Annotated in this window: 12 protein-coding genes and 1 other RNA gene; 3 read left to right on the top strand and 10 right to left on the bottom strand. The window is 62.5% G+C overall.

Annotation, left to right across the window (positions count from 1 at the left end; all coding sequences use genetic code 11):
• Window positions 1–117 precede the first annotated feature (117 nt).
• From NKI58_RS26315 to ffs, 4 genes are all read right to left on the bottom strand, one after another.
• Entirely contained in the window at window positions 118–1,056 is a 939-nt protein-coding gene (locus NKI58_RS26315; RefSeq protein ID WP_352703399.1) for a cell wall hydrolase, read from the bottom strand.
• A 289-nt stretch (window positions 1,057–1,345) separates the two neighbouring features.
• The gene (locus tag NKI58_RS26320; RefSeq protein ID WP_023676870.1) at window positions 1,346–1,669 is read right to left on the bottom strand and encodes a YbaB/EbfC family nucleoid-associated protein; all 324 of its coding nucleotides are present in this window, start codon (window positions 1,667–1,669) and stop codon (window positions 1,346–1,348) included.
• A 31-nt stretch (window positions 1,670–1,700) separates the two neighbouring features.
• A complete protein-coding gene (locus tag NKI58_RS26325) occupies window positions 1,701–3,539 on the bottom strand; it encodes a DNA polymerase III subunit gamma/tau (protein WP_352703397.1) in 1,839 nt (612 codons plus the stop codon).
• Between the two features lie 104 nt (window positions 3,540–3,643).
• Window positions 3,644–3,740: signal recognition particle sRNA small type (gene ffs / locus NKI58_RS26330), an RNA gene on the bottom strand.
• Window positions 3,741–4,100: 360 nt separating this feature from the next.
• On the opposite strand from ffs, the gene NKI58_RS26335 reads away from it, so the two are divergent.
• From NKI58_RS26335 to NKI58_RS26345, 3 genes are read left to right on the top strand one after another with little or no spacing between them, the layout of a single operon-like run.
• A complete protein-coding gene (locus NKI58_RS26335) occupies window positions 4,101–4,520 on the top strand; it encodes an HIT family protein (RefSeq protein ID WP_023676868.1) in 420 nt (139 codons plus the stop codon).
• A gap of 38 nt (window positions 4,521–4,558) precedes the next feature.
• Window positions 4,559–5,500, top strand: a complete 942-nt coding sequence (gene nudC, locus NKI58_RS26340) for an NAD(+) diphosphatase (protein WP_352703395.1) — start codon at window positions 4,559–4,561, stop codon at window positions 5,498–5,500.
• Window positions 5,501–5,525: 25 nt separating this feature from the next.
• Complete coding sequence (locus NKI58_RS26345; protein ID WP_023676866.1) at window positions 5,526–5,828, top strand: Dabb family protein; 303 nt, start codon at window positions 5,526–5,528, stop codon at window positions 5,826–5,828.
• A 25-nt stretch (window positions 5,829–5,853) separates the two neighbouring features.
• Here the strand turns inward: NKI58_RS26345 and NKI58_RS26350 are convergent, their stop codons facing one another.
• From NKI58_RS26350 to NKI58_RS26375, 6 genes are all read right to left on the bottom strand, one after another.
• Window positions 5,854–6,795, bottom strand: coding sequence for a 2-hydroxyacid dehydrogenase (locus NKI58_RS26350; RefSeq protein WP_352455091.1), 942 nt, complete (start codon window positions 6,793–6,795; stop codon window positions 5,854–5,856).
• Window positions 6,796–6,890: 95 nt separating this feature from the next.
• Window positions 6,891–8,522 (bottom strand): ABC transporter ATP-binding protein, encoded by a 1,632-nt coding sequence (locus NKI58_RS26355; RefSeq protein WP_352783799.1) that lies wholly within the window; start codon window positions 8,520–8,522, stop codon window positions 6,891–6,893.
• Window positions 8,519–9,658, bottom strand: coding sequence for an ABC transporter permease (locus NKI58_RS26360; protein WP_352570302.1), 1,140 nt, complete (start codon window positions 9,656–9,658; stop codon window positions 8,519–8,521). Before NKI58_RS26360 ends, NKI58_RS26355 begins: the two co-directional genes overlap by 4 nt.
• On the bottom strand, window positions 9,658–10,752 hold the full coding sequence (locus NKI58_RS26365) for a microcin C ABC transporter permease YejB (protein ID WP_352570300.1): 1,095 nt from the start codon (window positions 10,750–10,752) through the stop codon (window positions 9,658–9,660). The genes NKI58_RS26360 and NKI58_RS26365 overlap by 1 nt, the downstream gene beginning before the upstream one ends.
• 30 nt (window positions 10,753–10,782) lie before the next feature.
• A complete protein-coding gene (locus NKI58_RS26370; RefSeq protein WP_352577505.1) occupies window positions 10,783–12,651 on the bottom strand; it encodes an extracellular solute-binding protein in 1,869 nt (622 codons plus the stop codon).
• Entirely contained in the window at window positions 12,651–14,534 is a 1,884-nt protein-coding gene (locus NKI58_RS26375; RefSeq protein ID WP_352570296.1) for an extracellular solute-binding protein, read from the bottom strand. Before NKI58_RS26375 ends, NKI58_RS26370 begins: the two co-directional genes overlap by 1 nt.
• Window positions 14,535–14,783: the final 249 nt, after the last annotated feature.

Genomic DNA, 14,783 nt, shown 5'->3' on the forward strand with positions numbered 1-14,783 from the left:
TCCGCCATCCCGAATCTCCCTGCTTCGACCATCATCACAGAATCACCAATCGGCTTCTGTGCAAAGGTCTCCTTGTGGGAGAAGGGAAGGCCGACGTCGCGGCCAGTGCTGCCGCCCTCAGTTTTCTTCCAGTGGCCGGGTCTGGCCGGCGATCATCGCGCCGATGGCGTCGGTGTTCTCGGGCGTCGCCTCGAACGACATTGTCGGCTCTGCCGGCGCGGCCTGGAAGGAGGTGACAGGCCGCTCGCTCACGGTTCCGCCAAAACGGGCCGCATCCGGCTCCTGCATTGGTTCCTGCAGCGCCACAAGCATCGGCTTTTCCGCCGTCGCCTTCTCCGGGGTCGCCATTCCGGCGGTCACCCTTGTCTGCTTTGCCGGCAGCGATGCAGCGGCGGTCACATAGGTTGCCCTGGCGAATGTCGGCTTGACCTCGCGTGCCGGCTCCGCCGAGGCGACAAGTATGGCCTGAGCGGCAGGCGCTTGCGGCTTGGCCTGGGCCATGGCGACCACCGGTTCGTCCGGCAGCGGCTGCCAGTTGCGGCCGCGCTTTTCATAGAAGGCATTGCCGCCGGCGACCATGGTGTAGTGCATGTTCTTGTAGGGGAAGCGCAGGCCGGCGGTGTGGAAGAACATGGTGTTCTTCAGCTTGGCTTTGCGCTCGCCCTTGAGCACCGCCTCGGCGGCTTCCTCGACGTCGGGCATCGCCTTCGAATTCATCGGCCGTGTCATGACGCCCGGCGCGAACTGCCCGCGCTCGCCGACGACCTGGCAGATGGTGTTGCCGTGATTGCCGGACCGCAGCCGGTTCATCACCACCGTGCCGACCGCAATCATGCCGTCACGGCTCGACCGGTTGGACTCGAAGAACATTGCCCGCTCCAGGCACTCCTTTTCCTTCGGCGTGGAATTGTAGGAGCGCGAGCTCAGGAAACTCGGCGTAATAGCATCGGTCAGGCTGGACATGCCGTGCGAGGCGGTCTGACTGCAAGCGGCCAAAAACAGCGGCGAGATAACGACGCCGAGCCGCAACGGCGTCTTCCATCGGGTAGAGATCAACAGGTGTCCCCTCAATTCTGCTGCCAGCCCGCCCCTGGTTGCGGCAAGAATGAGACACTTTCAGGCAAAAAGATGGCTAAAGCGTTATTAAGTGTGGGGAGTTGCCTAATAGACACAGCTGGCGGTAGAGCGAGCACTGGGCCGCTGCACTCTTCGGCCACTGTAACGGCATACCGATTGACTAGCGCGTCGCGTTCGACCGGCCTCATGCGACGCGCTTTAGGTTCTTGTTTTGATGCATGTCGTTATCGCAAAACCGCTGCACACTTTTGCGCGACATGCACTAGCCTTAGAACGGCAGTTTCATTCCCGGCGGGATCGGTAGGCCCGCGGTCAGCGCCCTGGTCTTCTCCTGCATGATCTGCTCGACCTTGGTCCTAGCGTCGTTGTGGGCAGCGAGAAGCAGGTCCTCGAGAATCTCGACCTCGTCTTCCTTGAACAGCGACGGGTCGATCTTCAGCGACTTCATCTCGAATTTGCCGGTCAGCGTGACGCTGACCAGGCCGCCGCCGGCCTGCCCGGTGGCTTCCAGCGTGGCGATCTCATCCTGCATGGCCTGGAACTTGGCCTGCATTTCCTTTGCCTTGCCCATCATGCCGAGAAGGTCTTTCATCGCACTGTCCTTTGCAGCTGGTCCTGGTTGTTCAGGTTTCGTCGTCGTCGGCCGGCGGCTCGACCGGCACTTCGGCCTCGTCGGCTTCCGGCGCGTCGGGAATGCGCACGTCGATGATCTTGGCACCGGGAAAGCGCGCCAGGATGGCGGCGACCGTCGGGTCGCTCTTGGCATCGAGGAAGGCGTTTTCGCGCTTTGTCGATTCCAGCTCGGCCAAGGTCTGGCCGCCCTCGTCCTTCGACAGCGACACCAGCCAGTTGCGGCCCGTCCAGGCGCGCAGCTTGGCGGTCAAATCATTGAGCAACATCTTCGGCGCATCGTCGGTCAGGCTGACGTCGATACGACCGGGCTCGATGCGCACCAGGCGCACGCAACGCTTCACCAGCACCTTGAAGGCCATGTCGCGCTGGACGTCGGCAAGGGCGACAATGTCGGCCAGCGATTTCACCGGCACCGGCGGCGCCTCGACCGCCGGCTCCGGCGGAGCAACGAAGTTGGTCGGCACGGGCTCGGCCTCGACCAGGCGCATCGTCTCGACCAGGCGCATTGTCTGGGCGCCGCCATTGGCGGTCGGCATCCGCGCCTGCGCCACGGCGCCGGCACCACCGCTTGCAGGCGCATGGTTTGCCGGGCCGGGGCTTGCCGGCGTGCCATTCACGCGCGGCGCAGCGCCCGGCAGGGTACCGCCGTTCTCCAGCGATTTCAGCGCCTCGTCCAGCGTCGGCAGGTCGGCGGCATGCGCCAACCGGATCAGCACCATCTCGGCGGCGCTGACCGGGCGGTTGGAGGTCTGCACCTCGGGAATGCCTTTCAAGAGCATCTGCCATGTCCGCGACAGCACCTTGACCGACAGCGTGCTGGCGAAATCGGCGCCGCGCCGGCGCTCGTCCTCGGACAGCGAGGCGTCGTCGATGGCAGCCGGCACGAAACGCAGACGGGTGACCAGATGGTTGAACTCGGCAAGGTCGGTCAGCACCGCGGCAGGATCGGCGCCGGTATCGTACTGGGCACGGAATTCGGCGAGTGCGGCGGCGACGTCGCCCTTCATGACATGTTCGAACAGGTCGACGATGCGGGCACGGTCGGCAAGGCCGAGCATAGCACGCACCGCTTCGGCGCTGACCGCGCCGCCGCCATGGGCGATCGCCTGGTCGAGGATCGACTGCGCATCGCGCATCGAACCTTCCGCCGCGCGCGCGATCATCGCCAGCGCATCGTCTTCGACTTCGATGCCCTCCAGACCGGCTATCCTGGCAAGGTCGGCCTTGATCATTGCCGCATCGATGCGCCTGAGGTCGAAACGCTGGCAGCGCGACAGGACGGTGATCGGCACCTTGCGGATTTCGGTGGTGGCGAAGATGAACTTGACGTGCGGCGGCGGCTCTTCCAGCGTCTTCAGCAGGCCGTTGAAGGCCTGGTTGGAAAGCATGTGCACTTCGTCGATGATGTAGACCTTGTAGCGCGCCGACACCGGGGCGTAGCGCACACGCTCGATGATGTCCCTGATGTCGTCGATGCCGGTATGCGAGGCGGCGTCCATCTCGATGACGTCGACATGCCGGCCTTCCATGATCGCCTGGCAATGCTCGCCGAGCACGGCAAGGTCGACTGACGGCTGATCGACGGTCGATGTTTTGTAGTTCAGGGCCCGCGCGAGTATGCGCGCGGTCGTCGTCTTGCCGACGCCACGCACGCCGGTCAGCATCCAGGCCTGGGCGATGCGGCCGGTGGCAAAGGCATTGGTCAAGGTGCGGACCATCGGCTCCTGGCCGATCAGTTCGGAGAAATTCGACGGTCGGTATTTGCGCGCCAGCACGCGGTAGGCGGCAGGCTTGTCCAATTTCCCGGCCTCGTTTCCGGCTTCGCTCATTCGCCCGTTAAGCTCCAAGGGCTGCCACTGGAGGCGGCCGATTCCTGCGCATAGTTTCGCCCGTACGGCTTGGCGCCGTCAATGTCGGGGCAAAAGGCGAAGAGGCGGGAGGCTGGAACAATGACCCGTTCCGGGCTCGTTAGGGCTGCTTCCTTCCGGACCTGACCCGGTTGGCGAGTGGACCGTCCACCACCAACCTCCCAGCCTCCATATCGGCAATCCGGCGATGAAATGCAAGTGCGGATGATAGGGGCCTTGAGCGACGGCGAAAGCTGAAACCAAAAAACCCGCCTCGGCGGGCGGGTCGTTGGTGCGAATAATCACCATAGCGAGATTAGTAGCATAGCTGCCGGCACAAAGCAAGAACAAAATGTGGCCGCGATCAAAATCGTCGACCTCGGCGGGGCAGCGCCAACCTGATGCAATTTGCCCGGGCCCTCACTTCTTCGCGCACAATCAGCGCCGCGACGGCCAATGTTGCTTGCTGCCCCTTGCGGCCCTTCGGAAGCCGCTCTAGCGTCGATGGAGGTCAAAAAACGTCAAAAAGTGTGGGAAACGCCAATGCTGCCGGGCCTCAAGGCCGGATTCACGCTTGACGCCCAGCTGGAAGCCGACAGCGAACAGCTGATGTGGCTCGGCCTGTGCGAATTGCGCGTCATGAACGACCGCCGCTGGCCATGGCTGCTGCTGGTGCCGCAGCGGCCGGGCATCGAGGAAATCCACGACATGACGCCGCTGGACCAGGCGATGCTGACCTTCGAGACCAACATGGTGGCGCTGGCGCTGAAGCGGGTGACCGGCTGCACCAAGATCAACACCGGCGCACTCGGCAACATCGTGCGCCAGCTGCATGTACACGTCATTGCGCGCTCGGAAGGCGATCCCGGCTGGCCCGGCCCGGTGTGGGGGCACGGCCTGCGCGAGCCCTATCAGCGCTCCGACCTTCGCAAGTTTGCGGAAAAGATCAAGGCAGCGCTATAAGCCTCTCCGGTGTCCACCTTGAACCTTCCCGAGTCTGCATGAGCTTTCGCCTGTATGACGCGCCCTTGCGCGAGCCGAGCCAGTTCGTCGGCTTCGCCGGCAACATTATCGACCGGCAGTCCGAAAACCGCGCCGACGATTCCGTCGAAAAGGCACTCGCCGATCCCTCGGCGCGGCTTTTGCTGATGCGTGGCGGCCGGCTCTATTTGAAGCTTGCGCAAGGCGCATTCGACCCCTGGTTCGGCGTGTCCGAATGCCGGCCGCTCGAAGCATCGCTCGAAAACGGCGTCCTGCTCGGTTTTTCCGAAGGCGGCCCGGTGCTGGCGGTGCCGGCCGGGGTCGAGCCCGAGCAGCTTCCCGAGACGATCAAGGCGATCGACTATCGCTCGGTCTATATGCAGGGGCTGATCGACGAAGCGGCGGCCGGCGCGCTGGCGCAAGGGGCGGCGCTGCTCGCCTGGCATGCCAGCCATCGCTTCTGCAGCAAATGCGGCACCGAAGCCGAGATGCGGGCGGGCGGTTACAAGCGGCATTGCCCGGCCTGCGGTACGGAGCACTTTCCGCGCACCGACCCGGTGGCGATCATGCTGACGGCAACACGCGAAAAATGCCTGCTCGGCCGCGGCCGGCATTTCGGGCCCGGCATGTATTCGGCGCTCGCCGGTTTCATCGAGCCGGGCGAGACGATCGAGGCGGCGGTGCGCCGCGAAACGCTGGAGGAAGCCGGCATCAGGCTCGGCCGCGTCGTCTACCACGCCAGCCAGCCCTGGCCGTTTCCCTATTCGCTGATGATCGGCTGCTTCGGCGAACCGCTCAACGACGATATCCACCCCGACCTCAACGAGCTGGAAGATTGCCGCTGGTTCTTTCGCGACGAGGTGCTCTCGATGCTGGCCCGCGAGCATCCGGGCGGCCTAGTGACACCGCCGAAGGGGGCGATCGCCTATAACCTCATCCGCGCCTGGGCTGACAGCGCGTGACACGAAGACATCGCAGGAGCAAAAAATGATCCGTCACACCGTCGTGTTCACGCTGAAACACCCGCCGCATTCGCTCGAGGAAAAACGGTTCCTCGCCGACGCCAAGAGGATTCTCACGGCGATAAAGGGCGTCACGCATTTCGAGCAGTTGCGGCAGGTCAGTCCCAAGAACGACTACCGCTTCGGCTTCTCGATGGAGTTCGCCGATCAGCGGGCCTATTCCGGCTACAACGACCATCCCGACCACGTCGCCTTCGTCCGCGACCGCTGGATCCCGGAAGTCGAGGCGTTTATGGAGATCGACTACGTGCCGCTCGGCTGGGGCTGAGACTGGAAAGCGGCGCTCTAAAAAATTAATACCCGGCGTCGCGATCCACCACATTTTCCAGCGCTTCGCCGCGCTCGAAAGCATCCATCTGACGCAGCATGATCGGCGCCAGGTGGACCGGATCGGAGGTTGCCGCCGCGTGCGGCGTCACGAACACTTTCGGATGGCTCCATAGCGGGCTGGTCTTCGGCAACGGCTCGACCTCGAAAACGTCGAGGCTGGCTTCCTTCAGCGTGCCGTCGTCCAGCGCGCGCAAAATGTCGGCGTCCTTCTGCAGCCTGCCGCGCCCGGCATTGATCAGCACTGAGCCGCCGAGGCCGTTGCGCTTCCGCAGCTCCTTCAGCACGCCGTGGTTGATGATACCGTGCGTCTGTGGCGTCAGCGGCAGCAGCACCACCAGGATGTCGGTGGCGTTTAGGAACGGGATCAGGCCGGCCTCGCCCGCGTAAGTCGAGACACCTTGCATCGGCCGATCGCTGCGCGACCAGCCATTGACGGGAAAGCCGAGCGACAACAGCACCGATGCCGCCGCGCGGCCAAGCGTGCCGAGCCCCATAATGCCGACCGAGATGTCGCTGGCCGGCCGCTGCTGCGGTTCATGCCAGATCTTCTTCTGCTGCTGGGCGCGGTAGAGCATGCCTTGGCGATGGTGGTCGAGCACCCGCCAGACGACGTATTCGGTCATGTACTGGGTCAGGTTGTCGGCCACCACCTTGACGACCGGTACGTCGGGCAAGGTGGGATCGGCGAAGATGTGGTCGACGCCGGCGCCGATCGAGAAGATGGCGCGCAGATTGGGCAGCGACGACAACAGGTTCGGCCGCTGTTTCCACACCACAGCATAGGTAATCGAGGGATCGCCGGCGCCATTCGGCTCGAGCACCACCTCGCGCTCCGCCGACAGCAGTTCGCGCCAGCGCAGCGGATGAATACCGGTGAGGGCAAGCAGGATGCGGCCTTTTTCCATTGCGGATTGTTTTTCCCTTTTTACCAACAGCGTTCGCGTCCCGACGCGCAAGGCGCGGCAGCGTTTTGATTTTGTGCATGATCTCTGGCGAAAATCTACTCGCTGACGATGCCGACCGGCGCCGTTTCGATCTTGAAGGCGGCCGAGATCAACGCCTTTGTATAGTCGGTCCGCGGGTTGCCGAAAATCTGTTCGGAAGGACCGGCCTCGACGATCCTGCCGTTGCGCATGACGATGACTTCGTTGGCGAGCGCGCGGATGACCCTCAGATCGTGGCTGATGAAGAGGTAGGCGAGGTCGTGCTTGGCCTGCAGGCTGCGCAAGAGGTCGACGACCTGCGCCTGCACGCTCATGTCGAGCGCCGAGGTCGGCTCGTCCAGCATGACGAAACGCGGGTTGAGCACCATGGCGCGCGCGATGGCGACGCGCTGGCGCTGGCCGCCGGAGAATTCGTGCGGATAGCGGTTGCGCGTCGCCGGATCGAGGCCGACTTCCCCGAGCACGTCGACGACACGCTCGTCGCGCCCATCAGGAGACAGCTTCGGCTCATGGATCTTCAACCCTTCCTCGATGATCTCGGCGACCGACATGCGCGGACTGAGCGAACCGAACGGATCCTGGAAGACGATCTGCAACTCGCGCCGCAACGGCCGCATTTCGTTGAAGGACAGCTGATCGATGCCGCGTCCGTTGAACTGGATGGTCCCGGTCGACGAGATCATCCTGGCCAGCGCCAGGCCGAGCGTCGTCTTGCCTGAGCCGGATTCGCCGACGACGCCAAGCGTCTGGCCGGCCCGCACGGTGACGTCGATGCCGTCGACCGCCTTCACATTGTCGACGGTGCGCCGGAAGAAGCCCTTCTTGATCGGAAACCAGACCTTGACGTCCTTGCCGACCATCACCGGCTTGGCGGCCTGGTTGGCCGCCGGCGGCTTGCCTTTCGGCTCGGCGGCAAGCAGATGCCGCGTGTAGGCGTGCTGCGGATTGGCGAATATCTCCTTGGTCGGGCCGGTCTCGACGATCTTGCCCCTGGTCATCACGCAGACCCGGTCGGCGATCTTCCTGACGATGCCGAGATCGTGGGTGATGAACAGCATCGACATGTTCTTGCGGCTTTTCAGGCCGGCGAGCAGCTCGAGGATCTGCGCCTGGACGGTGACGTCGAGCGCCGTCGTCGGCTCGTCGGCGATCAAAAGTTCAGGCTCGTTGGCCAGCGACATGGCGATCATGACGCGCTGGCGCTGGCCGCCGGAAAGCTGATGCGGATAGGCGTCGAGCCGTTTTTCCGGTTCGCGGATGCCGACCTCGTGCAGAAGTTCCAGCGTGCGCGCCTTGGCTTTGCGATCGCCCAGGCCCTGATGCAGCTTCAATACCTCGACGATCTGCTGCTCTATCGTGTGCAGCGGGTTGAGCGAGGTCATCGGCTCCTGGAAGATCATGGTGATCTTGTTGCCGCGCACGCGGCGCAGGTCTCTCTCGTCGGCGGCAAGCAGGTCGGCGCCGAGGAACAGGATCTTTCCCGACGGGTGGCTGGCGGTCGGATAGGGCAGCAGCTTCAGAACCGACAGCGCGGTGACCGACTTGCCGGAGCCGGATTCGCCGACCAGCGCCACCGTCTCGCCCCTGGCGAGGTCGAAGGAAATATGGTCGACGGCGATCGACTGGTCGCCGCCTTGCGTGAAGGCGACGCTGAGATCCTGGACCGAGAGCAGCGGGGTGTCGCTCATCTGAACGTCTTGCGCGGATCGAAGGCGTCGCGGGTGGCCTCGCCGACGAAGACCAGCAGCGACAGCATCAGCGAGATGACGACGAAGCCGGAAATGCCGAGCCAGGGCGCGTTGAGATTGCGCTGTGCCTGCTTCAGCAACTCACCCAGCGAGGCGGCGCCGGGCGGCAGGCCGAAGCCGAGATAGTCGAGCGAGGTCAGCGTCGAAATCGAGCCGCTGAGCAGGAAGGGCAGGAAGGTCAGCGTCGCCACCATGGCGTTGGGCAGCAGATGCCGGAACATAATGGTGACATTGGATACGCCGAGCGCGCGCGCCGCGTTGACATATTCGAAATTGCGGGCGCGCAGGAACTCGGCCCGCACCACGCCGACCAGTGCCACCCAGGAGAACAGCAGCATCAATCCGAGCAGGATGAAGAAGCCGGGCGGCAGGATGGCGGCGACGATCAAGAGCAGATACAGCACCGGGATCGCCGACCAGATCTCGATGAAACGCTGGAACAGGAGGTCGGTCCAGCCGCCGAAATAGCCCTGCAGAGCGCCGGCCGCCACGCCGATCAGCGCCGAGCCGGCGGTCAGGATCAGGCCGAACAGCACCGATATCCTGAAGCCGTAGATGACGCGCGCCAGCACGTCGCGGGCCTGGTCGTCGGTGCCCAGCCAGTTCCAGTTGCCGACGTTGCAATTGGGGTCTGCCTCGCCTTTCGGATACTGGTTGCAGCGCGTCTTCTTGTCGTAGAGCCAGGACGGCTTGGTCGGTGCTGCTTCGGGAATAGCGTTGTTGACGGTCTGGTAGGAGTAGCGCACCGGCGGCCAGACCATCCAGCCATTGGCGTTGATCTCGTCCTGGATCACCGGGTCGCGGTAGTCGGTGACCGCATAGAAGCCGCCGAACTTCTCCTCGGGATAAGCGACCAGGACCGGAAACAGGATCTCGCCCTTGTAGGAGGCGATGATCGGCTTGTCGTTGGCGACCAATTCCGAAACCAGCGACAGCACGAACAGGAACAGGAATATCCACAACGACCAGTAGCCGCGCCGGTTGGACTTGAAGTTCTGCAGGCGCCGCTGGTTGAGCGGCGACAGAAAGGGCCGCGCGATCCGTGCCGGCGCCGTTTCGGCTGTGGCCTGCGCCATCAGACGTCTCTCCGCTCGAAATCGATGCGTGGATCGACCCAGGTATAGATCAGATCGGACAAAAGCCCGACGAACAGGCCAAGCAGCGAGAAGATGAAGAGATTGGCGAACACCACCGGATAGTCGCGCTGCACCACCGAGTTGAAGCCGAGCAGGCCGAGGCCGTCGAGCGAAAATATGTTCTCGATCAGCAGCGAGCCGGTGAAGAAGGCCGAGATGAAAGCACCGGGAAAACCGGCGATGACGATCAGCATGGCGTTGCGGAAGACGTGGCCATAAAGCACCTGCCGCTCCGACAGGCCCTTGGCGCGGGCTGTGACCACATATTGCTTGCGGATTTCCTCGAGGAAGGAATTCTTGGTCAAAAGCGTCGTCGTGGCGAAGGCCGACAATACCAGCGCGGTCAGCGGCAAGGTCATATGCCAGAAATAGTCGACGATCCGCGCCGGCCACGACAGCTGGTCCCAATTGTCGGAGGTGATGCCGCGCAGCGGAAACCAGTCCCAGAACGAGCCGCCGGCAAACAGCACCATCAGCAATATGCCGAACAGAAACCCGGGAATGGCGTAGCCGACGATGACGACGCCGCTGGTCCAGACGTCGAAGGTGGAGCCGTCCTTGACCGCCTTGCGGATGCCGAGCGGGATCGAGATCAGATAGGACAAAAGCGTGATCCACAGCCCGATCGAGATCGACACCGGCATCTTTTCCAGGATCAGGTCGAGCACCGATATGTCGCGGAAATAGCTGTCGCCGAAATCGAAGCGGAGATAGTTCCACAGCATCATGCCGAAGCGCTCGAGCGGCGGCTTGTCGAAACCGAACTGCTTCTCCAGCTTCTTGATGAATTCCGGGTCGAGCCCTTGCGCGCCGCGGTATTTCGAGCCGACGTCGCCGGCGACGTCGAAATTGGCGCCGCCAGCATCACCGCCGCCGCCGCCGAGGCGATCGCTGCCGCCCTGGTTGGTCAGCCTGGCGATGACCTGCTCGACCGGCCCGCCCGGCGCGAACTGGATGACGGCGAACGACACCGCCATGATGCCGAACAGGGTCGGGATCATCAGCAGGATACGGCGCAGTATATAGGCGCCCATCAGGCTCTCTGCCTCGCTTGTGCGAAAATCTCAGGCTTTGCCAATTTTTGCCGCCTTGTCTTTGTCGAACCACCACAGCGTCTCGACCGGAAAGTCGTAATCCGGCTTTTGAGCGGGAAAGCCGAACATATCCCAGAAGGCAGCCCGGTGATTCGCCAGATGATATGTTGGAATCCAGTCTAGCCGCGCGCGCAAGACCCGATCGAGCGCGTTGAGCGCGGTGACGAGTTCGATCCGGCTCTGCGCCTTGCCGGCTGCCTCGATCAGCGCGTCGATGGCTTTGCTTTCCGTACCCGGATAATTGCGCATCCCCGGCGTTTTCGCCATCCGGGAATTGTAGAGGATTTCCAGGCCGTCGGCAGTAGGCGTCGCCCCGATCAACCAATGTAGCATGTTGAAATCGAAATCGTAGTTGCTTTGCCGCGCTTCAAATTGCGTCGAATCGACCTGCCGGATCGAAGCGTCGATGCCAATCGCCTTCATATTCTCGGACCACGGCGCGAAAATGCGAACGAGACCCTCGTCCTCGGCCAGCATTTCCACCCGCAGTCGCTCGCCCTTCTCATTGACGACGAAATTGCCCGCTCGCTTCCAGCCGGCTTCGGCAAGCAGTCTCGAAGCTTCGCGCAGCACCTTACGGTCGTGACCGGAACCGTCCGAGACGGGTTGCACCACCGGTTCGCCGAAGGTTTCCGGCGGCAACTCGGCTCGAAACGGCTCCAGCAGTTTCAATTCCTGGGGCGAGGGCGGGCCCTCGGCCTTGTAGTCCGATCGTTCGAAGTTCGATTGCGAGCGCTCGTAGGAGCCGAAAAACAGTACCCGCTTGGTCCATTCGAAATCGAAGCAATAGGCGATCGCCTGTCTCACGCGCACATCGCGGAATTGCGGCCGGCGCTGGTTCAGCGCGACAGCCTGCATGTCGGGCGATTTCTCGCCGGGAAATTCGCGTTTGACGACCCTGCCATCCTTCAGCGCTGGAAAGTCGTAGCCGGTCGCCCATACGCGCGCGGTGAACTCCTCGCGAAAATGCGTATCGCCTTTCTTGAACGCTTCAAACGCTGCCTGGCGATCAAGGTAGAAATCGATACGGATACGGTCGAAATTATTAAGCCCGCGGTTCACGGCGAGATCGCGCCCCCAATAATCGGCGACGCGTTCATATTCGATAGTCTGCCCGGCCACGACCCGTCCCATCTTGTACGGCCCGGAGCTGAGCGGCGGGGTCATCGTCGAGGCGTCGAAATCATTGGCCGTATAGAAGGCTTTGGACACGATCGGCATTACGGCGATCGCGAGGATATTCTGCGCCGACTGTTTGCCGTTGAAGGTAAGGCTGACAGTAAGCGGATCGATTGCGACCGCATCCGTCATATGCCGCAGCGCTTGGGAAAGGTTCGGGTGTCCCCGGTCTTTGTAGAGGTTCAAGGCGAAGGCAACGTCCTCAGCCGTCAGCGGCGAGCCGTCATGGAAGCGCGCTTGTGGCCGCAGGCTGAAGCGGAAGCCGTTGCGGTCCTGCGACAAGGTAACGAATTCGGCAAGCACGCCGTAGACCGCATCCGGCTCATCGAGCGCCCTTGCCATCAGCGAATCGAAACAGAGCTCGGTGCGCGGCGGCGAATCCCCCTTCAACACCAGCGAGTTCAACGTGTTGAAAGTCAGAAAGCTCTGATTGAGGGTGGAGTTCGGCGGGCCGAAATTCATCCGGCCGCCCTTGGGAGCGTCTGGATTGACATAGTCGAAATGCGTGAAATCCGGAGGATATTTGAGATCGCCGAAGGCAGACAGCCCGTGCAGTTTCACGCCGGTCGGGATGGCGGCGAAAGCCCGGCCGGGCAGCAGCGCTGCAGCGGCGGCCGCACCGCCAAGGGCGAGGAAATCGCGACGGGGCAGCGCAGCCATCAATTGCCACTCTTATATTTGGCGGCCAGCGCTTTTTCCTTGTCCGGGTCGATCCACCAGGAATTCTGGTCGACGCCGCTATAGGCGGGCTGTTTCTCCGGCATACCGAACTTGTTCCAGTAGGCCAGCCAAACCACGGCGCGGTAATATTGCGGCACGACATAGTAGTTCCACAGCAGCACCCGGTCGAGCGCATGGGTGGCGGCAACCAGATCGTCGCGGTCGGTGGCAAAGATGATGCGGTCGACCAGCGCATCGACGACCGGATTCTTGATGCCGGCGTAATTGCGCGATCCCGGCGAATCGGCGGCCTTGGAACTCCAGAAATCGCGCTGTTCATTGCCGGGAGAGTCCGACTGCCCGAGTATCGAAGTGACCACGTCAAAGTCGAAGTGGGTGACTCGGTTGATATACTGGGTTTGGTCGATCAGGCGCAGCGTTGCGTCGACGCCGATTTTGCGCAGATTGGCGATATACGGGCTGGCGATGACCTGGTCGGTGTCGTTCCAACCGAGGATCTCGAATTTGAACGGTTCGCCGGTCTTGGCGTTGACCATCTTGCCGCCCTTGATGATCCAGCCTGCCTTGGCGAACAGATCGACCGCGGTCTTCAGGTATTTGCGCTCAGCCTGCGGGTTGTCGTAGACCGGCAGCTTGAATTCCTGGGTAAAGACTTCAGGCGGCAGCTTGTCACGGTACTGCTCGAGGATTTCGAGTTCCTTGCCCTGCGGCAGGCCACTCGACGCCAGTTCGGTGCCCTGGAAATAGCTGCTGGTGCGGGTGTTGGAACCGAAGAACAGGGTCCGGTTCATCGTCTCGAAATCGAACGGATACATCAACGCGGCGCGCACCAGGCGATCCTGGAACAGCGGGCGCCTGGTGTTGAGCATGAAGGCCTGCATCGGTTCGGGCGACGCGGTCTTGAATTCCTTCTTGATGACGTCGCCGGCCTGAACTGCCGGGAAATTATAGGCCGTGTTCCAGCGCCTCGAACTGTTCTCCGGCTTGATGTCGTCCAGCCCGCCCTTGGTAAAGGCCTGCCAGGCGGCATTGTCGTCGAGAAAATAGGTGAAACGCTGCCTGTCGAAATTCTCGCGGCCGATTTTTACGGGCAGCTTGGCCGCCCAGTAATCGGGCACGCGCTGCCAGATGATTTCGGAGCCAGGCTTGAAGCTGGCGATCTTGTAGGCGGCGGAGCCGAGCGGCGGCTCCTGCGTCGGCTTTGTGACGTCGCGCTTCTTGCCGTTGGCGTCGGTGCCTTCCCACCAGTGCTTGGGCAGCACAACGAGATCGCCGATGATCTTCGGTAGCTCCCGGTTGCCCTTCTGGCTGAAGTGGAATTCGACCTCGCGGTCGGACACCGCGACGGAGTCGGTGACGTTTTCGAAATAGCGGCTGTACATCGGGCTGTTGGCCTTCAGCACCTGGAACGACCAGATCACGTCCTCGGTGGTGATCGGCTGGCCGTCATGCCATTTCGCCCGCGGATCGAGCCGGTAGGTCGCCGAGGAATAGTCGGCCGGATATTTGTAGGCGTCGGCGATCAGCGGATGGCTGGTGCTGCCCTCGTCGGTCGCCTGCTCCATCAACGTGTCGTAGAGCAGGCCGCCGCCGAACTGCGCGAAGCCGGCGGCCGGCGAACCCTGCACGATATAGGGGTTGAAGCTGTCGAACGTGCCGAGCACCACTGAGTTCACTGTGCCGCCCTTCGGCGCATCCGGATTGACGTAGTCGTAGTGCTGGAAGTTGTCGCCGTATTTGGATTCGCCGATCAGCGAGGAGGTCGTACGCCATTCGTCCGCGAAGGCCGCCTGCAATCCGCCGGCAAAAGCGGCCAGCATCAGCACTGATTTCAGAAGCGTCCGCGCTCGGCCAACCGTCATGCGTTCTCCTCTTCGCGATATAGCGCCGTCACCATAGCGTCTGGGCCCAATCTAGATCATTTGGCGGCGCTGAAAACCGCAACCGAGCGGCTTTGTCGTCGCATATGCATTTTTCCTAACGAAAAAGCCGGGCTGAACCCGACGAAAATATGTCCGGCGGTATCCATCGCTATTCATCGGTTTGCGTCGGTTCGGCTCGCTTTTCGCCAGCTAAGTGATTCAATTAATTAGTCAATTTGGTTTGACGCA

This window comes from Mesorhizobium sp. M0522 (assembly GCF_040321085.1).
Taxonomy (GTDB): Bacteria; Pseudomonadota; Alphaproteobacteria; order Rhizobiales; family Rhizobiaceae; genus Mesorhizobium.